This window comes from Cupriavidus sp. FW305-3-2-15-C-LB2 (genome assembly GCF_058787575.1).
On sequence record NZ_JBYSZW010000022.1, the window covers coordinates 17550 to 38122 of the forward strand.

The 20573-nt window shown below is 65.1% G+C and carries 19 protein-coding genes and 1 pseudogene; 7 read left to right on the plus strand and 13 right to left on the minus strand.

What is annotated here, in order from left to right; all coding sequences use genetic code 11:
• Positions 1–6: 6 nt before the first annotated feature.
• The 3 genes from AC3WRR_RS17490 to senB are packed head-to-tail and all read right to left on the minus strand — an operon-like array spanning position 7 to position 2907.
• The gene (locus AC3WRR_RS17490; RefSeq protein WP_037025643.1) at positions 7–858 is read right to left on the minus strand and encodes a putative selenate ABC transporter substrate-binding protein; all 852 of its coding nucleotides are present in this window, start codon (positions 856–858) and stop codon (positions 7–9) included.
• A complete protein-coding gene (selD, locus tag AC3WRR_RS17495) occupies positions 842–1915 on the minus strand; it encodes a selenide, water dikinase SelD (protein ID WP_492297561.1) in 1074 nt (357 codons plus the stop codon). The genes AC3WRR_RS17490 and selD overlap by 17 nt, the downstream gene beginning before the upstream one ends.
• The gene (senB, locus tag AC3WRR_RS17500; protein ID WP_010812634.1) at positions 1912–2907 is read right to left on the minus strand and encodes a selenoneine biosynthesis selenosugar synthase SenB; all 996 of its coding nucleotides are present in this window, start codon (positions 2905–2907) and stop codon (positions 1912–1914) included. Before senB ends, selD begins: the two co-directional genes overlap by 4 nt.
• Positions 2908–2998: 91 nt before the next feature.
• Between senB and senA the strand changes: the two genes are divergently transcribed.
• Positions 2999–4108 (plus strand): selenoneine synthase SenA, encoded by a 1110-nt coding sequence (gene senA / locus AC3WRR_RS17505; protein ID WP_492297563.1) that lies wholly within the window; start codon positions 2999–3001, stop codon positions 4106–4108.
• A gap of 58 nt (positions 4109–4166) precedes the next feature.
• On the opposite strand, the pseudogene AC3WRR_RS17510 reads toward senA, so the two are convergent.
• A pseudogene (locus tag AC3WRR_RS17510) lies at positions 4167–4472 on the minus strand (LysR substrate-binding domain-containing protein); the annotation flags it as partial.
• A gap of 142 nt (positions 4473–4614) precedes the next feature.
• Here AC3WRR_RS17510 and AC3WRR_RS17515 point away from each other — a divergent pair.
• Positions 4615–6063: a PQQ-dependent sugar dehydrogenase gene (locus AC3WRR_RS17515; RefSeq protein ID WP_037025641.1), complete on the plus strand. Its 1449-nt coding sequence runs from the start codon at positions 4615–4617 to the stop codon at positions 6061–6063.
• Positions 6064–6173: 110 nt separating this feature from the next.
• Here AC3WRR_RS17515 and AC3WRR_RS17520 read toward each other — a convergent pair whose 3' ends face one another.
• Positions 6174–7085, minus strand: a complete 912-nt coding sequence (locus tag AC3WRR_RS17520; protein ID WP_010812630.1) for a LysR family transcriptional regulator — start codon at positions 7083–7085, stop codon at positions 6174–6176.
• 386 nt (positions 7086–7471) lie between these two features.
• Here AC3WRR_RS17520 and AC3WRR_RS17525 point away from each other — a divergent pair, with 386 nt between their 5' ends.
• From AC3WRR_RS17525 to yddG, 3 genes are all read left to right on the plus strand, one after another.
• Positions 7472–8359 (plus strand): pyridoxal-phosphate dependent enzyme, encoded by an 888-nt coding sequence (locus AC3WRR_RS17525; RefSeq protein WP_413227103.1) that lies wholly within the window; start codon positions 7472–7474, stop codon positions 8357–8359.
• Between the two features lie 26 nt (positions 8360–8385).
• Positions 8386–9354, plus strand: a complete 969-nt coding sequence (locus AC3WRR_RS17530; RefSeq protein ID WP_011616477.1) for a tripartite tricarboxylate transporter substrate binding protein — start codon at positions 8386–8388, stop codon at positions 9352–9354.
• Positions 9355–9636: 282 nt separating this feature from the next.
• Complete coding sequence (yddG, locus tag AC3WRR_RS17535) at positions 9637–10581, plus strand: aromatic amino acid DMT transporter YddG (RefSeq protein ID WP_492297566.1); 945 nt, start codon at positions 9637–9639, stop codon at positions 10579–10581.
• 43 nt (positions 10582–10624) lie between these two features.
• On the opposite strand, the gene AC3WRR_RS17540 is transcribed toward yddG, so the two are convergent.
• The 4 genes from AC3WRR_RS17540 to AC3WRR_RS17555 are packed head-to-tail and all read right to left on the minus strand — an operon-like array spanning position 10625 to position 13538.
• Positions 10625–11656, minus strand: a complete 1032-nt coding sequence (locus AC3WRR_RS17540; protein WP_010812626.1) for an NADP-dependent oxidoreductase — start codon at positions 11654–11656, stop codon at positions 10625–10627.
• 16 nt (positions 11657–11672) lie between these two features.
• Positions 11673–12548 carry an SDR family NAD(P)-dependent oxidoreductase gene (locus AC3WRR_RS17545; protein ID WP_010812625.1) on the minus strand — a complete coding sequence of 292 codons (876 nt, stop codon included), beginning with the start codon at positions 12546–12548 and terminating at the stop codon, positions 11673–11675.
• Entirely contained in the window at positions 12545–13204 is a 660-nt protein-coding gene (locus AC3WRR_RS17550) for a Dabb family protein (RefSeq protein ID WP_439670003.1), read from the minus strand. Before AC3WRR_RS17550 ends, AC3WRR_RS17545 begins: the two co-directional genes overlap by 4 nt.
• Entirely contained in the window at positions 13194–13538 is a 345-nt protein-coding gene (locus AC3WRR_RS17555; RefSeq protein WP_010812623.1) for a hypothetical protein, read from the minus strand. Before AC3WRR_RS17555 ends, AC3WRR_RS17550 begins: the two co-directional genes overlap by 11 nt.
• A 252-nt stretch (positions 13539–13790) precedes the next feature.
• Between AC3WRR_RS17555 and AC3WRR_RS17560 the strand changes: the two genes are divergently transcribed.
• Positions 13791–14819 carry an AraC family transcriptional regulator gene (locus AC3WRR_RS17560; protein ID WP_492297569.1) on the plus strand — a complete coding sequence of 343 codons (1029 nt, stop codon included), beginning with the start codon at positions 13791–13793 and terminating at the stop codon, positions 14817–14819.
• A gap of 48 nt (positions 14820–14867) precedes the next feature.
• Here the strand turns inward: AC3WRR_RS17560 and AC3WRR_RS17565 are convergent, their stop codons facing one another.
• The 4 genes from AC3WRR_RS17565 to AC3WRR_RS17580 all read right to left on the minus strand — a co-directional run bounded on the left by AC3WRR_RS17565 (position 14868) and on the right by AC3WRR_RS17580 (position 19720).
• On the minus strand, positions 14868–15983 hold the full coding sequence (locus AC3WRR_RS17565) for a sensor histidine kinase (protein ID WP_010812621.1): 1116 nt from the start codon (positions 15981–15983) through the stop codon (positions 14868–14870).
• A gap of 176 nt (positions 15984–16159) precedes the next feature.
• Positions 16160–16849 (minus strand): TVP38/TMEM64 family protein, encoded by a 690-nt coding sequence (locus AC3WRR_RS17570; protein WP_492297613.1) that lies wholly within the window; start codon positions 16847–16849, stop codon positions 16160–16162.
• A gap of 97 nt (positions 16850–16946) precedes the next feature.
• On the minus strand, positions 16947–17948 hold the full coding sequence (locus AC3WRR_RS17575; RefSeq protein ID WP_011616485.1) for a tripartite tricarboxylate transporter substrate binding protein: 1002 nt from the start codon (positions 17946–17948) through the stop codon (positions 16947–16949).
• Positions 17949–18013: 65 nt separating this feature from the next.
• Positions 18014–19720, minus strand: a complete 1707-nt coding sequence (locus tag AC3WRR_RS17580) for a thiamine pyrophosphate-binding protein (protein ID WP_492297571.1) — start codon at positions 19718–19720, stop codon at positions 18014–18016.
• 145 nt (positions 19721–19865) lie between these two features.
• On the opposite strand from AC3WRR_RS17580, the gene AC3WRR_RS17585 reads away from it, so the two are divergent.
• Complete coding sequence (locus AC3WRR_RS17585) at positions 19866–20570, plus strand: GntR family transcriptional regulator (RefSeq protein ID WP_010812617.1); 705 nt, start codon at positions 19866–19868, stop codon at positions 20568–20570.
• Positions 20571–20573 lie beyond the last annotated feature (3 nt).

Below are 20573 nucleotides of genomic sequence, written 5' to 3' on the forward strand. Positions count from 1 at the left end.
CCGGCATCACTGGATCAGGCCCGCGGCCCGGGCTGCGGCCTCGATGCCGTCGTAGTTTTCGGGCCGGGTGGGAATGTACCTGGCGGTCCGCTGCAATGCCATGATCTCGCGCTGCTCGGGATTGGCCGGGTCCAGCCGCAGGAATGCTTCGGTCAGCTTCTTGCGCAAGGCCGGATCGAGCCCGCCGCGCACGGTCCAGTTGTAGTCGTAATAGGGCGGTGTGACAGCAAATACCCTGACCTTGGCGGGATCCACCTTGCGCTGCTCCACCAGCTTGTCCCACACCGAGGCATTGAGCACGCCGGCGTCGGCCCTGCCGGCCTGCACGAAAGCCACCGTCGCATCGTGGGCGCCCGAATAGGCGAGCGTCTTGAAGTCCTTGTCCGGGTCGATGCCCGCCTGCAGCAGGAAGTGCCGTGGCATCAGGTGGCCGGAGGTAGAGGACGGCGCGCCGAAGACGAAGGTGTGGCCTTTGAGGTCGGCCAGTGACTTGATCGCGCTGTCGGCGGTGATGAACTTGCTGGTGAAGGCGGCATCTTCCTGGCGCTGGACGATGGGGATGGTGGCTCCCTTCGTCCGGATCTTGCTCTGCACATAGGTAAAGCCGCCCAGCCACGCCATGTCGATCTTGCCGGTGGCCAGCGCTTCGACCACCGCAGCGTAGTCCGTGACGGGCACGAACTTCACCTTCATGCCGGTTTCCTTCTCCAGGTAGTTGCCGAGCGGCGCGAACTTGCGCTGCAGTTCGGTGGGGGACTCGTCGGGAATGGCCGAGACCTTCAGGACAGCCTGGGCACTGGCGAGGCCGGCAAAGCCCAGCAGGGTCAGCGCGGCAAGGCGCTTAAGCAACGGCAACACGGGCGGCTCCTTGCGTCATTTCTCCGATCACGGCAGCGTCTGCGAAGCCTTCCCGGTTAAAGATCTCCAGGACCTCGTCCACGGCTTCCGGTGCGCACGACACCAGCAAGCCGCCGCTGGTCTGGGGATCGGTCAGCAGTGCCTGCTGGCTTGGCGCGACCGACGTGGACAGGTCCACCTCGCTGCCGTAGCTGACCCAGTTGCGCCCCGATGCGCCGGTCACCAGCCCTTCGGCGGCCATGCGCTCGACCCGCGGCAGCAGTGGAATCCGCGCCATGTCCAGCCGCGCGCCGACGCCCGCGCCACGACACAGCTCCAGCAGGTGGCCGAGCAGGCCGAAGCCGGTCACGTCGGTCAGCGCGTGGACAGCCGGCACTTCGGCCAGCAGTCGGCCGGGCGTGTTGAGTTTGGTGGTGCAGGCAATCAGTTCCTGATAGCCGGCTGCGTCGAGCTTGTCCTTCTTCACCGCGGCGGACAACACGCCCACGCCCAACGGCTTGCCGAGGATCAGCTTGTCGCCCGCCTTGGCGCCGCTGTTCTTCTTGACCCGGTTCGGGTGCACCAGACCAAGGACCACCAGCCCGTAGATCGGCTCAAGGGAATCGATGGTGTGGCCGCCCGCGACCGGGATGCCCGCCTGGGCGCAGATCGATTCGCCGCCTTCGAGGATCTTGCCGATGACCTCAGGCGGCAGCTTCTCGATGGGCATGCCGACCAGCGCCAGCGCCATGATCGGGGTTCCGCCCATGGCATAGACGTCGGAGATGGCGTTGGTGGCGGCGATACGCCCGAAATCGTACGGATCGTCCACTACCGGCATGAAGAAGTCCGTGGTGGCGATCAGGGCCTGGCTGTCATTGAGCTGGTAGACCGCCGCGTCGTCGCTGGTTTCCTTGCCGACCAGCAGGGCTGCCGGAGCAGGGAAGCCGACCGAATTCCTGAGGATTTCAGAAAGCACACCGGGGGCAATCTTGCACCCACACCCGCCGCCGTGGGAAAAGGCGGTGAGCTTGATCTTTGCGTTGTTTGGCTGGTCCACTGCGGGGCTCCGAGTCATTCTGGTTTCAAGGCGTCGGCGACAAGTTTACTCACTTCCGCCCGTTCCCGCGCCGGCGCGAACAGCGGCGCGCGAATTGCGCATTGCTGCCGCAGGCGGTCCAGGAACCCGGCATCCCGGCTGGTGCGTTCCAGCACCAGCGCCAATTGCGCGGCGTCACCCAACGGAAAATAGCCTTCGTAGTCACGGCCCAGCATGCCGACGTTGCCCGGGATGCGGCTGGCCAGCACCGGCACGCCACTGGCGACGGCCTCGATGATCACGTTGGCGCCGCCTTCCATGGCGCTGGAGATCACCATGGCCTGTGCTTTCCGGATGTGCTGCAGGGTTTCGTCATGGGGCAGGTTTCCGAGCCAGACATAGCGCCGCACGCCGGGCCAGGCTCGTGCTTCCAGCGCCAGGGCCTCCTGCCGATAGGCGTCATCCAGCGCGCCGCCGATGTGGATCAGGCGCACGCGCGAATCGTCGGGAAGCAGCGAGAGCGCGCGCATGGGCGTCAGCGGGTCTTTTTCCGCCCGCATGTGGCCGACCAGCACGACGTCGAAGTGATTCTGGCGGGGCGCCGCGGGCGCGCATGCCGGGGCAGACTGGTAGATCACCCGGCACCGGGCGCGATGCGCGGCCGCCAGTTCGGCCAGCCCTTCGTCCTGCAGCACCACCAGGTGGGTGGCGAGTTCGAGCGAGCGCTGGGCCGATGCATCGGTGCGGATGTCGCGGTACAGATCGGTGCCGGTCAGCACGACGATCAGCGGACGATCCGGACAAGCCTCGGCAAACCTGGCGATGGACTCGGCCGAGCGCCGGGCGTGCAGGGCGATCAGGCAGTCGGGCAGGGCGCCGCCCTGGCTGGCCGTCGACCATTCAGCGGCCAGCGTGACATCGTAGTCCCCCTGCAGGAACCGGGCCCAGCGATTGGCGGTTTGCCAGTTGCCATTGTTGGCTTTGCGCAGCGCTGGACTGATAATCGCGACGGTGGCCTTGGGAGGACGCATGATGACAGGTTCTGAGGGGGCGGCAGCAAGAAGGATAAACAAGTTCGAGCTGGATGCGGCGTTTGCCGATGCGCACCGGCGCACCTGGGCCGTGCTTGAGGAGCTGCCGCCGTCCCAATGGCAGGTTCCTTATGACGCGGGAATCAATCCGCCCTTGTGGGAGTATGCCCATATCGCCTGGTTCACGGAGCAATGGGTGCTGCGGGAGCCACGTGCCGGCGAGGACGGCTGCTGGGTGGCCAGCCTCCCGTCCATGCTGCCGGACGCCGACCGCCTCTTCGATTCCATGCGCGTCGCCCACCGGGACCGATGGCATCTTGCGCTGCCCCGGCTCTCCGAGATTCGCGACTACGCAGCCGCCGTGCTGGAGCACGTTCGCGCCAGGCTCGCCACGTCGGACGATACCGACGCTGCGCTCTATTTCTTCCGGCTCGCCTTGTTCCACGAAGACATGCATGCGGAGGCGCTGACCTATATGCGCCAGACGCTCGATTATCCGCTGCATGCCCCGCTCGGCATGCCTTCCATTGCGCCGGGCGCCGGCTCGGCAGCCGCAGGCGGCGACACGTTCGCAATGGGGTCGCCCATCGGGGGCGACGGGTTCGTCTTCGACAACGAGAAGTGGTCCCACCCGGTCCACATCGCCCCTTTCCACATCGATCGCACTTGCGTCAGCAATGCCGCATTTGCGGAATTCGTGGCCGCCGGCGGCTACCGCGACCATCAATGGTGGTCAGACGACGGACGCGCATGGCTGCAACAGAGCAGGCTGGCGCATCCGGTGCGCTGGCGCCGGACAGCCGGCGGCACCGCGGGGCAATGGGCGTTGCGCTGGTTCGGGCAGTGGGTGCCGCTGCCGCCCGAACAGCCGGTGTGTCATATCAATGCCCACGAGGCGGAAGCCTATTGCCGCTGGGCCGGCAAGCGCTTGCCCACGGAAGCCGAATGGGAGTATGCGGCAACGCATGACCTGATCCGCTGGGGTAGCGCCGTGTGGGAATGGACGGCTGATCCTTTCGTGCCCTATGCAGGGTTCTCGCCCGATCCCTACCAGGAATATTCCGCCCCCTGGTTTCACACGCATCGCTCGGTTCGCGGCGGATCGTTCGCCACCCATGCCCGCATGCAGCATCCTCGCTACCGGAACTTCTACCTGCCGCACCGCAGCGACCTCTTCGTCGGATTCCGCTGCTGCGGTTGAGGAAGGAGGGCGTCTTCACGGTGATATCAACGATGCGGCTGACACCGCCCTGACCACCCTAGCGGCGGGCCGACCCACCAACGCGAAGTGCATTCACCACCAGCGAAAAGGCTGGCGATGCCTGGCGGCTGGGGTAGTACAGGTGGTAGCCCGCAAACGGAGGGCACCAGTCTTCCAGCACGCGTACCAGCCGACCTTCCTCGATGTGGGGTGCAAATTCCTCTTCCGGGAGGAAGGCGACGCCCAGCCCCTCAAGCGCGGCCATCACGATATGGGGCGTGCTGTTGAAAACGGCCTGGCCGTCGTCGCGCACCTTCAACTGACGGCCACGGCGCTCGAAGTCCCAGACGGACAAGCCCGCATGCATCGCCGATGCCGCGCGCATGAGGTATCTTTTACAAGGGCGAGGCACGCCAGCCGCCGGAAAGGCCCGGCGGGACTTGTGCCAGGGCCGTGGATCGGTTCTTGCATGGCAGGCTGTGCCCGAGCCGTGACAGGAGCGCGCCATGTCCGAAGCACTTCGATCCTCGCTTTGCCGATTCTTCATCGCCTGCTGCCTGGGTATCGCAGCTTGCGGAGGGGGCGGGGGAGACGGGGGCGGTGACAGCGCCACCGGCACGCTGACGCTCTCCATCTCCGGCCTGCCGTCCGGGACGTCGGCGGCCATCACGGTATTGGGGCCCGGCCAGTTCCGCCAGACCGTGACCCAGTCGACCACGCTGTCCAACCTGGCTGCTGGCAGCTATACCGTCAGTGCCGCCAGCGTGCTGACTGGCAGCACGCTCCTCAAGCCGCAGCCGCCTTCGCAGACCGTGGCGGTGACCGCGGGCGGCAGTGCTTTGGCAAGCGTGGAATACGGCTCACCGGAAACAGTGCAGTTGTCGCTGACGCAGGTTGCCGGCGGGTTATCCGAGCCCATCTTCCTGACCGCGCCCCCCGGCGATCCGCGCCTGTTCGTGGTCGAGCGGGCCGGCCGCATCCGGATCGTGCGCAACGGCGCATTGGTCGCTACGCCGTTCCTCAATATCGCCGCGCTGACGACGACCGATGGCGAGCGCGGGCTGCTGTCGATGGCGTTCGATCCCAACTATGGGACCAACGGCCGCTTCTACGTCTATTACACCGATACCAATGGGGCCATCACCATCGCCCGCTACAACGTATCGGCCGCGAATCCGGATATCGCCGCGGCATCCGGCACCGTGCTGCTGTCGATTCCGCACGGCACCTTCTCCAACCATAACGGCGGCCAGCTCGCGTTCGGCCCGGACGGCATGCTCTATATCGGCACGGGCGACGGCGGCGGCGGTGGCGATCCGTCGGGCAACGCCCAGAACCCGGCAACGCTGCTCGGCAAGATGCTGCGCATCGACGTCAGCGGGGCATCCGGCTACGGCTTGCCTGCCGGCAATCCCTTCGTCGGCCAGTCCGGCAGCCGCGGCGAAATCTGGGCTCTCGGCCTGCGCAACCCGTGGCGGTTTACGTTCGACGCCGGCTTGCTGTATATCGCCGATGTCGGCGAGGACCAGCGCGAGGAAGTCGACGTGGCGCCGGCCACCAGCGCGGGCCTGAACTACGGCTGGAACCGGACCGAAGGCACCGCCTGCGTGGGTGCGGCCACGTGCGACAAGACCGGGCTGACCATGCCGGTCTTCGAATACGGCCACGAAGCGGGCGCTTGTGCCATCGTCGGTGGCTATGCGTACCGGGGCAGTGCCAACCCGGTGCTGCATGGGCGGTACTTCTATTCCGACCTTTGCACGGGCAAGCTGCTGAGCTTCATGTATCGCGACGGCGTTGTCGCAGAACAGGTCGACTGGAACGTCACGATCCCGGGCAGTGTGTTCTCGTTTGGCGTGGATGACGCGCAGGCGCTGTACGTGCTGGCCGATCCGGGCACGTCGGCGACGAGCGGGCGGGTGTATCGGATCGATGTGTCGGACGGCACGCCTTGACGGCGGGGCGCAGGAGCACTGCGCTTCGGGCAGGGGCTCCTGGCCGTTGAACCGCCGCGGACGTGCTGCTATGGCACTTTCCTGCACGCGCCCTCATTGCTGCACGTGCATCACAGCAAATCGGCCAACCGCTGCCGGCATAGGCTCACGAACTGCTGTGCCGCAGTCGACTGGCCTTGTGCCGGATGGAATGCCAGGATTGCCCGGAATCGAACGGGAGCGGTGAGCGGTACGCTGCGCAGCCCGAGCGCAACGTAGCCACGGGCCACCAATGGATTGGTGATCGCAAGGCCAGCACCGGCCAGGGTCAGTGAGCACTGCGTGTGGCTGTACGGTGTTGTCGCCACGAAACGCGGCTCGATGCCGGACTCGGAAAAGCACGCTTCCAGCCGGCGTTGCGCAGGATCCGAAGCGTCCAGGCCGATCAACGGAACCTCGATCAGATCCTCGATGCCGACTTTCGCGCGCGCCGCGAAAGGATGCGTCGCGGGAGCGACGCAAACCGCCTGCACTGCGTAGAACTCGGACGCGGTCAGGCCGCTGGTGTCCGCCTCGTCGCCCATGAACGCGATATCGAGTTCGCGCTGAAGCAGGCGCTCGCGCAAGCCCCTGGAGCTGTCGACCTCCAGCTGGCAACGAACGCGGGGGTGGTTGTGGATGAAGTCCGCCACCGATGACGGCATCACGCTGGAGGCCATGGCGTGCAAGGCGCCGACGCGCAGGATCGTATCTTCATAGGAACGCAACTGATCTATCTTGCGCTGCACGGCGTCGAGGCCGACATAGACGCGCTCGACTTCGTCGATCAGGGACGCCGCCTCGGGCGTGGGCGCCATACGCCCTTTGCTTCGGTCGAACAGTCTTAACCGCGCTGCCTGTTCAAGCTGCAGCACGATCTGTGTCACGGCGGGCTGGCTGATGTGCAGGGCTTCGGCGGCCCGGCGCGCCGATCCCAGGCGCATGACCATGCGAAACACCTCGATTTGGCGGGCGCTGATCACGATGTCGGTGGCTGTCCCCATACCCAACCCTATAAGTTTTGCTTAATTCGATAATCGGAATGCCTGCGCTGCCCAGGCGTGACATCACATAGACTCGGGTCATGACCACTTGGGCTTTTATCATGCGCGCCAGTCGCTATCCGCATCCGACCGAAGCGCTCGTCAATCCGGCGATGCATGCCCTGCAATGCATTACCTGCCACGCTCAATATCCAGTCAGCGACATGCCGGAAGGGTGCCCGAACTGCGCAAGCGCCGGCCGGCCCAGTAGTCTCGAAGTTGCCTACCAGCACCACGCACTGGATTTTGCACCAAGAAGCGGAAGTTATACATGGGGGCATTGGCAGCCGTACCTGGAAGGCGTGTCTTTGGGGGAGGGCGCCACGCCATGCGTACCGGTGCCAACCCTGGCGTCGCTGGCGGACGTGGCGTCCGTATGGATCAAGAATGAAGGCGCAAATCCGACCGGCTCGCACAAGGATCGCATGTCGGCGCAGGCCGTAAGCCGGGCGCTGGATATTGGCGCGAGCGAGGTGGTGCTGGCGTCAAGCGGCAACGCCGCAGTCTCGGCCGCGGCCTATTGCGCCGCCGCGGGACTGGACTGCGAAGTCGCGACCTACCAGGCGCTTCCGTCCGTTTTCGATGCGGCGTTGCGTTACTACGGTGCGCGGCGTGTCATCTGCGACAACGGTCACGCGCGATGGGCGCATGTCCGCCGCCGCGTCAGGGAAGAGGGAGCCTTTGCACTGACCAACTACAGCGTGCCCGCGGTGGGTAGCCCGGTATTTGGTGTGGAAGGCTACCGTGCTGTCGCACTGGAGTGGGTGGCGCAAGGATGCCGCCCCGACCATGTCATGGTGCCGACGGCGCGGGGGGATCTGTTGTGGGGCATCTATAGCGCGCTGCGTGACCTGGTCACGCTGGGACATCTCCCGAAGCTGCCCCGCCTCTGGGCGATCGAGCCGTTCCCGCGGCTGTCGCGCGTGCTGGCGGGCGCGCCGCAGCAGTCCGACTTCCCGGGCACGACCCAGCAATTCTCCACGGCCGGCTCGACCGTGACCGCGCAGCAGGTCCACGCCGTCAGGCAATCGGGCGGCGGCGCGGTGGTCATCGACGACGCGGCAGCACGCGACGGTACCCGCCGTCTCGCTGCGGCCGGATTCTGGGTCGAGCTGTGCGCGGGAGCGGGGTTTGCCGCCACGCAAGCGCTGCGCGCCGACGGGCGCATCGCCAGGACGGAAGCAGTCATGCTGATGCTGACTGCACGCGGCGATCGCGATCCGGGACAAGCTTGATTTCCAGACAATATTCGGAGCCACCCATGAACTTGCGTTCTCTGTTGACTGCCATCACCTTCGGCCTCGCGGCTCAGGTACCGTCGGCCCTGGCCGCCTATCCTGAAAAGCCGATCCGATTGATCGTGCCCTGGGCTGCCGGCGGCAGCACCGATGCGCTGGCCCGTGCGGTCGCGCAGCGAATGAGCGAATCGATGGGCCAGCCCGTGGTCGTCGACAATCGCGCCGGCGCCTCCGGCCGCATCGGCGCCGACATCCTCGCAAAGTCGGCTCCCGACGGCTACACGCTGGGCGTCATCGAGCTGGCTCATACCGTGGCGCCGTCGGTGTTCCGCCAGATGCCATATGATGTGTTGCGCGACTTCACGCCGGTTTCACTGCTCGGCGAGGCGCCGCTCATCCTGTTCGCGGACAGCACGCACTATCGTGCTGGCGACGTCCAGCGCTTCCTTGCGGACTCACGCAAGGCAGGAACGCCGCTGCAGCTTGCCACCAGCGGGAACGGCACGATCAGCCATCTGGCCGCCAAGATGCTTGAAGCGCAGGCGGGCATCCCGGTCGATGCCGTACCGTACCGGGGCTCGGCGCCCGCGCTGACCGATGTGTCCGCCCAACTGGTCAAAGGCCATTTCGCTACGCTGGCAAGCGGCAGCAGCCTGCTTGGCGGTGGCAAGATCGCGGCCTTGATGGTGACGGGGCCGGTGCGCGTGACTTCGCTTCCCGGTGTTCCGACCGCAGCCGAAGCCAGGCTGCCGGGAATGCAGGTCAGCCAATGGTGGGCCCTGGTGGCTCCCGCGCGGGCACCGTCTGCCGTCGTGAGCAGGCTTGCGGACGAAGTCCGCGCGGCATTGACGAATCCGCAGACCAAGGCACGGCTCGACAGCCAAGGTATCGACCTCAAGGCGTCCTCGCCTGCTCAACTCGGAGACCGGCTGCGCGCAGAGACGGATCGCTGGGCGAATCTGGCTAAGCAGGCTGGCATTCAACCCGAATGACTAGACCTGGACAAGCGCCTGGATCCTGACATGGGGAGTCTATATCGGCCCGCGTCGTGACCGCCACAACATGACGGCTGGCCCAGTTGCTGAAGATGCCTGCTCTGGGAGCGGTGAAAACCCCGGCACCTTCTCCACTTCGTTCCCATCTGGATCGACGTATCCGGCCGGTAATACGCCAAGCAGGTGAAATGACGGGCCATACCCGCGTTGGCTGCGGCTGAGCATGGTGCCCTTACAATGCCGATGGTTCAGATCGACTGGTAGGCGCAAACAGGTGTCATGCAAAGCAAGAGCAAAGCAACTCTCATCGGGCTCATCGCGATTCTGTTATGGAGCTCGATTGTCGGCCTGATTCGCGGTGTCAGCGAAAACCTTGGGGCAACCGGTGGGGCGGCAATGATCTATACCGTCGCCTCGGCCCTGCTCTTGCTGACAGTCGGTTTCGTCAGAATGCAGGATTTTCCCCGGCGCTATCTGGTTTGGGGAAGCATTCTGTTCGTTTCGTACGAGCTGTGTCTTTCCTTGTCCATTGGCTACGCCAACAGCAGCAGGCAAGCCATTGAGGTGGGGATGGTCAACTACTTGTGGCCGAGCTTCACCATGCTGTGTGCCATCGCATTCAACAAGCAGAAGGCCAACTTGCTGATCATTCCCGGCTTCCTGATCGCCATTCTCGGGATCTGCTGGGTGCTTGGCGGGGATCAGGGCCTGGACTTCGCCGGGATGGCGGAGAACATCCAGGACAATCCGCTCAGCTATGGGCTGGCCTTCCTTGGTGCCCTGATCTGGGCGGCGTATTGCACTGTGACCAACCGGATTGCCGAAGGCAGGAATGGCATCACGCTGTTCTTCATGCTGACGGCGCTGGCGTTGTGGATCAAGTATTTCGCCACAGAGAGCGGGTCGATGGAATTCAGCTATCAGGCAGTGATTTATCTTGCGTTGGCCGCCTCTGCGATGGGATTCGGCTATGCGGCCTGGAATGTTGGCATCCTGCATGGCAATGTCACCGTCCTTGCCGGCGCTTCCTACTTCATTCCGGTACTTTCCGCCGCCCTGGCGGCCATGCTCTTGCGTACACCCCTGTCGATCGCCTTCTGGAAGGGCGCATCCATGGTATGTGCGGGGTCGATCCTCTGTTGGCTGGCAACACGTGGGCAACGTTCCAAGGCACCTCCGTTGCCGGAATTACCGCAGCCGCGCGAACGTGTCCAGGAACCGTGAGTGCGTGCGACCGCGCTGTTTGATCAAGCAAGCAGTATCCAACTTATTTTTCGGTCGGCCTGCCTGACTGGAAGCCAGCGACCAGGTCGTGTGCATTGGCTGGCTCGGCGATACGCAGCACCAGCTTGCTTGCCGCCTTGCCCGACTGGACCAGATCGAGTGCGCGCCCCGCGTGTTCCAGCGGCAGGCATTCGATGCGGGGCGGTCGCAGGCGCCCGCTGTCGAGCAGCGCCGCGATCTCGCGCAGCCGCGCGCCGCTGGGCATCTTGCTGAACGCCACCGCGGTGCGGACGCCGCGCTGCGCGGCTGCGGCAGGATCCGGGCCGTTGTCGCCGCTGACCAGCGTCAGGATGGCGACAAGGATGCCGCCGGGCCTGAGCAGGTCCATGCCGTTCGGCAGGGTGCCGCAGCCAACGGCGTCCAGTACCAGGTCGACGCCAGCCGGCGCCCATGCCTGCATCGCGGCAGCGATGTCGCCGCCACGGTAGTCGATTGCCAGGTCGCAGCCGAGCGCCATCAGTTCGTCGCGGCGTGCCGCGCTGCAGGTGGCTGCGACGGTTGCCCCGGCTGCTTTTGCCAGTTGCACGGCAAACGTGCCGACCGCGCCGGCACCGCCATGAACCAGCACCGTCTGCACTGGCTTGAGTCCGCCTTCGTCGAAGAGTCCCGTCCAGGCGGCCAGCGCCGGGGTCGGGACGGCCGCGGCCTCGGCAAATCCCAGATTGTCGGGAATCGGCACCACGCAATCCTGGCTGACCGCGACGTATTCGGCATAGGAACCCCACTTGCCTGCGCCGACCGCGGTTTGCGCGAACACGCGCTGTCCCGGGACGAAATCCTTGACGCCGCTTCCCACCGCTGCCACGACGCCGCTGGCATCGAAGCCGATCACGAACGGGAAGCTGTACTGCATGAAGTGGCTCAGATAGCCTTCACGGCATTTCCAGTCAGCGGGATTCACGCCGGCACAGGCCACGCGGAGCAGGACTTCGCCGGCAGCGGGTTCCGGCGTCGGGAGGTTTCCAAGCCTGAGTACGTCGGGTCCGCCGGTACGATCAATGACGACAGCGCGCATGCTCTTCTCCATGGGCTTAGCTTGCGGACAGGTCGTGGCTCAGGCCGGGATGTGCCCAGGACGGGATCACGGGCGGCGGCAGCATGCCCTTGCCATCCAGCGTATGGACGTCCAGCCCGTGCGCCAGGGGGAAGTGCAGGCTATGGGCGATGTGGCCGGTGCGCAGCCGGGCCGGCACGCTGCAGAGTGCAAGCGCCGTTTCCACCAGGTACTCCACCGGCTCGGTCGGATAGCCGTCCGGGATATAGCGCTCGCTGCCTGGCGTGAGGATCGCCGTGCTTGGCGCTACCGAATTGACCGCGATATTGTCGGCCTCCAGTTCTGCCGCCAGGCCCTCTGTGAACCGGTTGATGGCAGCCTTGACCGCGGCGTAGGCCGTGACCCCGCCAGCCCGGTCAAAGTCTTGATACGGGCGAGCAGGCGACAGGGCGGTGACGGAGCCCAGGTTCAGGATCCATCCCGCGCCGCGCGTGCGCAGCAGCGGGATCGCTGCGCGGCTGAGCACGAAGGGGATGCGCAGGTAGTGCTCGACCGTCCTGTCGAAGATTTCCAGCGGCATCGATTCGATGCCGCTGTATTCCGCCATGCCGGCATTGTTGACCAGGATGTCGAGACCGCCCGCGGCGCTTGCCGCCCGCGCCACCAGGTTGTCGCGCTGCGCCGGGTCTTCGAGGTCCGCCGCCAGCGCGATGGCACTGCCCCCTTGCCGCCTGATCTGGCCAACCGTCTCGGCCAGCGTGCCAGGTTCGTCCTCGGACTCGCCTGCGCGCCGTGCCGTGGCAACCACCAGCGCGCCCTCCACCGCGAAGCGCTGCGCGATGGCACGGCCGATGCCGCGGCTGGCGCCGGTCACCAGCGCAATCTTTCCTGTCAGTTTTCCGTGTGCGGTCATGGCGCGTATTCCTCTGTGCGGTTGTGGTTGGCAATCAGGCTTGTCGCGAGCGGGCAGAAGGCGTGGGAGATCGCCTGGACTGTCCATTCGGGAAACTCGGGGTCGAACCATCGGTCGACGCGGCCCCAATGAAAGGGGTGCATCAGGTATTCGCCCAGCAGGTCGTCCGCGCTGGCGAACTCCTGCTGCCAGACATGGGTCCAGGTGCCGGGCGACAAGACGCGGGCAAGGCGCCAGTTGCGGATGCCGGGCATGTAATCGGGCATCCGCAGCAGGTCCTGCTCAAGTGCGCGGACCTGCCGGTCCGGCGCTTCAGGCCGGACCCGGAACATCAGCGTGCGCCAGATCCCGTGGCGCAGCTGAGGGGCGCGCAGACCGCCCGAGATCGGGTGATAGGCGACGCTATCCACCTCTGCCATGCCGTCCAGCGCGGCAGCCAGGCCGGTGCCGTGACCGGGCGAGCCGGATGCAGTCGCGCCGAATCGCAGATCGAGTGTGTAGTCGCCAGCGCCCCAGCTTCCCGCCAGGTTCCGGCCAATCGCCACATGGCGCAGGCCCGGCAGTGTTTTAACGCGGGCAAGCAAGGCTTGCTCCTGTGTGCACGTCCCGGCGCTGAAGCCGGCGTGCAATCGCACCTGTGCTGTCTCAAGCCGCATCGCCATGCTCCTTGCGCCGGGGCAGCGCAGCTGTCGCCTCGGCCATCACATGGCGGCGGCGGGCTTCACACAGCGTGCCGACTGTCGACCAGAAGGCTAGGGCCGGAGCATCGATGCTTGCGCGCATGGCGTAGTAAGCCGGCGCATCCGCCACTTGCCACAGCAGCCACAGCGTATTGGGTGCATCTTCCAGCGCCACGGGCGGCGACACCCAGCGCTGCAGCAGTGCCAGGCCCCTGGCGGCGCTGCCAGGCAAGTACTGACTTTCCAGCAGGCTCAGCACAGTGGGCAGGTGCCCGGGCGCGAGCACGATTTCATCGAGGATGTGGATCATTGTGTGTCTCACGCGGCGCAGGCAGGGCAGCAGGGCTGCGATGCCGGAGCCGCGGGTTTGCGGGAGGGAAGCGCGGTCATTGGGTTGTCCCGTATAGGCATGGTGTTCATCGCATGGCAACCTCCATCGCCCAGGCCGTGCGCAAGCTGTCGCGCGGGTGGAAGTGCCGGGATGATTATGGGAGGCCAGGCCGCACCGGATCCCCACCCGAACGATCAACCATCGCTACCGAAGCAATCACGACCAGCGACCATGAATGCCCACATACCGGGGAATCCCGTACCTGTTCCGCACGGCATGGTGCAGCGCCTGCTGGACGAACTGAAGCGGCAGGGCGTCGAGGTTCCACCTGCCGCCGGCGCATCCGGGCATGCGCCGCCCGCCAGGTTCACCGCGCTCTATCGCGCCGCGATCGAGCGGCTGGAAGCCCTGGTCGCCAAAGGCAACGGCCATCCCCCCATGCGCAAGCAGGAAGTGGACTTGCTGTGCCGGTGCGTCTTGAGCAGCCAGACGCTGAGGGAGGCGATCCGCTGCGCTGCCGACTTCTGCGCGATGCTGTATCCGCGCGCCGGTGCGCTCAGTCTCGGGCAAAGCGCAGGGCAGGCGGTGTTCCGCATGGATTCGCTGCGGCGTGCGAACTCCTCTGCGGCTTGCCTGGTGGACCTCACCGGGCTCTTCTTCTATATGCTGCTGTTCGGCTGGCTGGTCGGCCAGCCGCTGCGCCCGACCCACGTCTACCTGGCGCATCCCCGGCGCGAGGACGCCATGCCTTTCCTGGGCTTGTTCCATGCCGCGGTCACGTCCGGGGCCCAGACCTACGGATTCGAATTCGATGAGGCCTTGCTCGACCGGCCGGTCGTGCGCCAGGCCGCGGAGCTCGATACGTTCCTGGAAGACTTTCCTTACCGGCTGATCGGTGCGCCGGTCGAGGTCGTATCACTGAGCCAGCAGGTGCATGGCATCCTGCATGCAGCGCTGGTGCATGGCGCGCGGCTGCCGACGCTGGCTGAACTGGCCATGCGCTTTGACGTGAGCGAACCGACCCTGCGCCGCCGTCTCGCTGCCGACGGCAGCAGCTACCGGGTACTGCGCGAACACAGCCTGCAGGAATACGCGGAACAATGCCTGTGCACGACCAACTGGCCGGTAGGAAGAATCGCGGAGCAGCTTGGCTTTGCCAGCGAGGAAGCGTTTCGCCGGGCGTTCCAGCGCTGGACCGGGCATGCGCCGACGCGCTTCAGGCGGGAAAGCAGGGGTGAGGTGGTGAACGGGAGTTCGTGAAGCGGTAATTCCAGCTGTCGGCGACAGAGAACAGGCTGCGCGCGCCCGTTACCTGCGACGCGGCAGACGCACGTCAAACGCGGTCCCTGTCTGGTCGGAGCGCGCCTCGATCGATCCCTGATGGGCCTTGGTAATCTCGCTCACTATATACAGCCCGAGTCCGAGTCCGTCCGCGTTTTTGTGCTCCTGATCCGGGCCTCTCCTTAGCGGGTCAAAAAGGCGCTGCAGCGACAGCGGGTCAATGGCGGGACCACTGTTCCTGACCTCGAGACGGACTTCCGCGTCATGGCCGGTGACTACAACGCGGACCGGCTCGTCCGGCGCGCCGTACCTTATCGCATTGAGCACCAGATTAGAAAGCAGTTGCTGCAGGCGCGGACCGTCCCAAATACCCTGCACGTTGCCCTTCACCTCAAGATCGATGCGGCGGGCCGGATACGCCGCACGCAACTGGTCCACGGTATCGGCAACCAAGTCAGCCAGATCGACGTCTTCAGGCGTGATGTTGATACCCAAGCCGAGTTTCGTTCGGTTGAAATCGCACAGATCATTCAGAAGAGAATTCATGCGGGAACCACTTCGAATCAGCCGGGCTGCAGCTTCCGATACCTTCTCCCCAGCGTTCAGCGCCGCCAGATATGTGGCGGTCGTCTGGATGGTCTGCAGTGGGCTGCGCATATCGTGCCCAACCATGCCGAGCAACAGGTCGCGAGCCTGCTCTACCTCCGAATGGAAAAAATCCACGGATTCCGCGACTGCCTGATCGATAGCCTCGTTGAACCGCATTACTTCGTCCAGATCCGGGGCGGCCGGCTGACATTCGTCAATCCACAAACGCAGCACGCTGGCGCGCAGCGCCCGGTATTCAGCGACCAGTTGATTGATGTTGAAGCCACCGCGCGCGCGCATGAGGGCGTGTGATTGTGCGGCGGTCTCCGGCGCACCGAGTAGCCTGGGGGCCTGCCCCATTGATTTTTTTCGTTGAGCTTCCCTCGTTTGCGGGGTCAACAAATCCTTCGCCACGGCTTGCAGGATCTGCGGTGCGTGGTCACGCAGCGCGAGGGAGTCCATGCTTCTTGCGGCAGGCAGCAGGGTGGTCGCAAACTCCTCCCATACCGCCACAATGCGCCCTGTATTCCGCAAGATGAAGTCAGCTAGTCGCATGTCTCCCCCTGAAGCAACTGAGCAAGCCCCGGAAATGCACTCTTGAGAATTTATCTTAGGCTAGTTGTCAGCGGTTCCAAGTAGCGTCGGAAACGGCCTGGAATGACCGATTCGGCACAAACGTCGGTTGAGCCGTGGGGCGAAATTCGTCTCCCGCAGATCCCTGGCGGCCCCGTTCAACGCCGTTGCAGGCCGCCAGACCTGTGCTTCCTGACCGCACGCAGCACCAGGCCCGCCAGCACCGCGACGACCGCCAGGATGCCGATGGCGACAAAGAAAGGTAAGGGCCGGTCGATTGCCAGGCTTTCCCCGGCGACGACGATACCCAACGCATAGCCCGCTTCGGCGATGGCCATCGCGGCCAGGAATTTCCGGAAGGGGTAATGCATGGAGCCGAACAGATAACCGGGAATTTCCGACGGAACCGCGATACAGAACAGCAGCACCGCCCAGAATTTCATGCGCTGCGATACGTAGTCCTGGTATTTCGCGAGCTTGTCCTCGTAACCGCTACGGGCGAGCAATGGATAAGCCAGGCGGCCGATGCCGAAGGCGGCCACAGCGCCCAGCAGCCAGCCGCCCCAGAGCAGAACAATGGTGAGCGGCTTGCCCCACACCTCGGTGGCCGGCGGCACCAGGACCACGCTCGAGGCGAAGGCGAGCATGGCAGACACGGCCGAGAACAGGAAGAAGACCAGCGCGCCTGCCGCGGGGTGCTGTTCCATCGTCGCCCGCGCCCAATCGATGGCCTGGTCGACGAAGGCCTTGAACGGAGGCGACAGGACGACCAGGCCAATCAGCACCGTCGCGGCGCCGACTGCAAGCCAGAACCAGACGGGGCGCCGATTGGCAGACAATTTGCTCACCATACGAAATTAGAACCGCAGGCCGGGCCAAAGTTTCGAGGTGATTCCCCGAGGCCCGGTCCGCGACACCCCCGAATACGATGCGTTCGGCCCCGCCTCAGTCTTCCAGCTTCAGCCCGGTCTTCTTGACGAAGCTGTGCCAGCGCTCGTATTGCTCGCGCGCATAGCGGTCTACGGTGGGACCATCGGTGGCCATGACCTCGAAGCCGGCCGCGGTCAGCTTTCGTTTGGTTTCCGGGTCCGACAATGCGGTCTGGAAATCTTCCGTCAGTTTCCTGACGACCGCAGGTGGGGTGGCTGCCGGTGCGAAGATGCCGATCCACGAGTAGGCCTCGAAGTCCGGGAACCCGGACTCGATGACGGTTGGAACATCGGGCAGGTCGGGCAGGCGGCGCGCGCCCGTCACGGCCAGCGGCTTGATCTTGTTGGCAGAGATCTGGCCCTTCAGGGCCGCATAGCTCAGCAGCGTGATGCTGGACACATTGCCCAGCACTGCCTGGACCGCGGGACCCCCGCCGGCGTACGGCACGTGCATCAACTCGACCCGAGCCTGCCGCTTCAGGTCCTCGGCCACAAGATGGTTCATCGAGCCAAGCCCGGTGGAGGCGTAGCTGTATTTGGACGGCTCACGCCGCGCAGCGTCGAGGAAGCTGCGCAGGTCCTTGCCAGGAACGGTGGGCGATGCGCCGATCACGAGCGGGAAGCGCACGGCAAACGTGACGCCAGTGAAGTCCTTGAACGTGTCATAGGGGAGCCTGGACTTCGCCACGGGGTTGATCGCATGCGTATCGAAGGCGACCAGCAGGGTATTGCCGTCCGGCGCGGATCGAGCCACGTACTGGGTAGCGACCTGGCTGGCTGCGCCGGGCCGGTTTTCGATGACCACGGGCCGCCCGGCCGCCTCCGCCAGTTTCGGCTGGATGATGCGTGCGGCAATGTCGGTGCTGCCGCCGGGCGGGAAGGTGACCACCAGCTTCAGTGGCGTGGCATTGTCAGGCCCTGCTGCTGCCGTTGTCAGCGGCAGCAGCAGGCAGGCAAGGGCCACCACGCCGGCACCAAGCGCTTTCTGGCGGCCTGGTGCCGCAAGTCGGCTAGACATAGATACCTCTCCCATCGTTGAGCTTTGGTTCGGATCAGATAAGCGTTCTGGACATGGCCTGGATGTCAGCCCATCCACTGGCTCACGGGTGCGGCGGTGTCCTGCAGTTCTTGTGAAATCACGTCGACCAGCGCCGGACCATCATGCTCCAGCGCCGCGCGAATCGCGGCATCGAGCTGTCCCGGGTCTTCCACGCGCCAGGCCTTGATGCCGAACGCCTCGGCAACGCGCGCGTGGTCCGTGCGGCTGAAATCGACCGAGAAGTAGCGTTGTTCGTAGCCGGCCTTCTGGCTTGCCTTGATCCAGCCGTAGACGGCATTCGAGAACACGATCATCTTCAGCGGAATCTTGCGTCGCGTCAGCGTTTCCATCTCGCCGCAGGTAAAGCCGAAGCTGCCGTCGCCCATGACCGATACCACGGTCGCACGCGGGCGCCCAACGGCCGCGCCGATCCCGGCCGACATCGAGAAGCCAAGGGCGCCGTGGGCCCGGTTGGTGATGAAATGGCGCCCAGGCTTGCTGGCGTTGTAATACGCGGAGAAATACGGGCAGGGCGTGCCGGGGTCGGCCACCACGATGGCGTCATCCGGCAGCAGCCGGTTGAGCGCATCCACCACGCGTTCCGGCTTGATCGGCACATCGAGCGAGGCTGCCAGCGGTGCGAAGGCGGCAAGCTTGGCGGCACGCGCGGCACCGGCCAGCGCGGCGCCGTCGGCGGCGTCGGACGGGCGGTGGGGCAGGCGGTGGGGCAGGCGGTCGCTCACGGCGGCGTTGAGCGCCTTCAGGGCGAGCAGGGCATCGCCAACCATGGCGACGTCAGTGCGGTAGTTCGCGGCAATCACCATCGGATCCGCATCGAGATGCAGGATTGCGATGTCCCGCGACGGGAAGCGCCAATGCTCGGTGGTGGTCGAGCCGGCGCGGCAACCGATGAACAGCACGGCATCGGCCTTGGCGACGATCTCGCGCGTGGCCATGATGCCGCCATTGGCACCGACCACGCCGGTATTCAGCGGATGGGTGTCGGCCAGGCTGCCTTGCCCGCTGACGGTGGTGCAGACCGGGGCATTCAGCATGCCGGCCAGCGCTTCCAGTTCTGCGCAGGCGCCAGAGATGACCACGCCACCGCCGCAGATGATGACCGGCAGGCGCGCTGCGACCAGCCGCTGCGCTGCCCGTTCGATCTCGGCCGGGTCCGGCGCATAGCGCATGGCAGGGAAGCGGTCGTGGCCAGGCTGCGCCCATACCTCGGCAGCATCCACCTCATGCTTCTGCACGTCGTATGGCAAACACAGGTGCGCGGATCCGGGCTTGCCGGTGGTCATGGCGCGGAAGGCGCCGCGCACCGCGCCCGGGATCTGGTCGGCGCGGTCGATCGTGGTATTCCACTTGGTGAGGGGGCGGTACAGCGCTTCCTGGTCGAGTTCGGTCAGGGGGTACTTGCCGCGCGAGCCGACCGATACGTCCGAGGTAATCCCAAGCACAGCCACTGAAGACTCATTGGCCTCGACCAGACCCGGCAGCAAGTAGGTGGCTCCGCCCCCACTGGGCCCCTCGCATACGCCAACCTTGCCGGTTACGCGGGCATAGGCGTCAGCCATGTAGCCGGCGCTGCGCTCATCGCGCGTAAGGATGTGGTCAATCCCATGGTCGAGGCGGGCCATGGCGTCATAGAAGGGCAGGCTGGTATCGCCGCACAGCCCGAAGACGTGCTTTACACCATTCAGTTGAAGCATTCGGACCATGGCTTCAGCGCCGTTCATCTTCGTCATTCCAGGAGTCTCCAAGTCAGTGTCGAGCAGGCGAGATAAGAATACACTGCAGGATACAATTAAGTATACTTAAACATGAAGGGATGGATGCGTCACCTGAAGGCTCGGCGGCGTCGGGTATGATCGCGGCCAACGAGGAATATCTATGCAAGCAACCAACGGCATGAAGCCGCTGATCTCCGCTGTCAGGCGCAAACGGGGATCCGATGTCATCAGTCGATTGCGCGAGATGGCGATTTCCTACGAGCTCAAGCCGGGCGAACGACTCAATGAGATCGAACTGGCGGAACGCCTCGGCGTGAGCAGGACGCCAGTGCGTGAAGCGCTGACCCGCCTTGCCACCGAGGGCTTCCTGGTGGAGTCCAGCCGCGGCTATGTGCGCCGGCCGCTCGATATCCAGGAAATGCTGGACCTATACGAAGCACGCGTAACGATCGAGCGCGATTGCCTGCGCCTGGCGTTCGAGCGGGCTTCGGCCGAGAGCATCGAGGAGCTTGCGCGATACCTCGAGCACAGCAAGTCGGTGCCCGCAAATACCCCGATCCCGCAACTGGTGGAACTGGACGAAGGTTTTCACCTGCGCATCGCCGCCATGGCGGGCAACGCCGAACTCAAGCGGATGCTGGTCAGCCTGAACGAACGCATCCGGTTTATCCGCTGGATCGACATGGAGAATATCGGGCGCGATTCCACCCAGAGCGAACACGCTGAAATCGTTCACGCCTTGCAGGCCCACGACTGGGAGAAGGGGGAAAAATGCCTGACTTCGCATATTGCCTTGCGGCGCGAGCAGATCGTCGAGGCCATTGCGAAAGGCCTCACCAGGATCTACCTGGCCGAACAGCGCTAGCGG

Coding starts and splice junctions, on each gene's coding strand:
- selD (WP_492297561.1), bottom strand. CDS start 1,915: ATGACTCGGAGCCCCGCAGTGGACCAGCCAAACAACGCAAAGATCAAG.
- senB (WP_010812634.1), bottom strand. CDS start 2,907: ATGCGTCCTCCCAAGGCCACCGTCGCGATTATCAGTCCAGCGCTGCGC.
- AC3WRR_RS17515 (WP_037025641.1), top strand. CDS start 4,615: ATGTCCGAAGCACTTCGATCCTCGCTTTGCCGATTCTTCATCGCCTGC.
- AC3WRR_RS17520 (WP_010812630.1), bottom strand. CDS start 7,085: ATGGGGACAGCCACCGACATCGTGATCAGCGCCCGCCAAATCGAGGTG.
- AC3WRR_RS17530 (WP_011616477.1), top strand. CDS start 8,386: ATGAACTTGCGTTCTCTGTTGACTGCCATCACCTTCGGCCTCGCGGCT.
- yddG (WP_492297566.1), top strand. CDS start 9,637: ATGCAAAGCAAGAGCAAAGCAACTCTCATCGGGCTCATCGCGATTCTG.
- AC3WRR_RS17540 (WP_010812626.1), bottom strand. CDS start 11,656: ATGCGCGCTGTCGTCATTGATCGTACCGGCGGACCCGACGTACTCAGG.
- AC3WRR_RS17545 (WP_010812625.1), bottom strand. CDS start 12,548: ATGACCGCACACGGAAAACTGACAGGAAAGATTGCGCTGGTGACCGGC.
- AC3WRR_RS17550 (WP_439670003.1), bottom strand. CDS start 13,204: ATGCGGCTTGAGACAGCACAGGTGCGATTGCACGCCGGCTTCAGCGCC.
- AC3WRR_RS17555 (WP_010812623.1), bottom strand. CDS start 13,538: ATGATCCACATCCTCGATGAAATCGTGCTCGCGCCCGGGCACCTGCCC.
- AC3WRR_RS17560 (WP_492297569.1), top strand. CDS start 13,791: ATGAATGCCCACATACCGGGGAATCCCGTACCTGTTCCGCACGGCATG.
- AC3WRR_RS17565 (WP_010812621.1), bottom strand. CDS start 15,983: ATGCGACTAGCTGACTTCATCTTGCGGAATACAGGGCGCATTGTGGCG.
- AC3WRR_RS17575 (WP_011616485.1), bottom strand. CDS start 17,948: ATGTCTAGCCGACTTGCGGCACCAGGCCGCCAGAAAGCGCTTGGTGCC.
- AC3WRR_RS17580 (WP_492297571.1), bottom strand. CDS start 19,720: ATGACGAAGATGAACGGCGCTGAAGCCATGGTCCGAATGCTTCAACTG.
- AC3WRR_RS17585 (WP_010812617.1), top strand. CDS start 19,866: ATGCAAGCAACCAACGGCATGAAGCCGCTGATCTCCGCTGTCAGGCGC.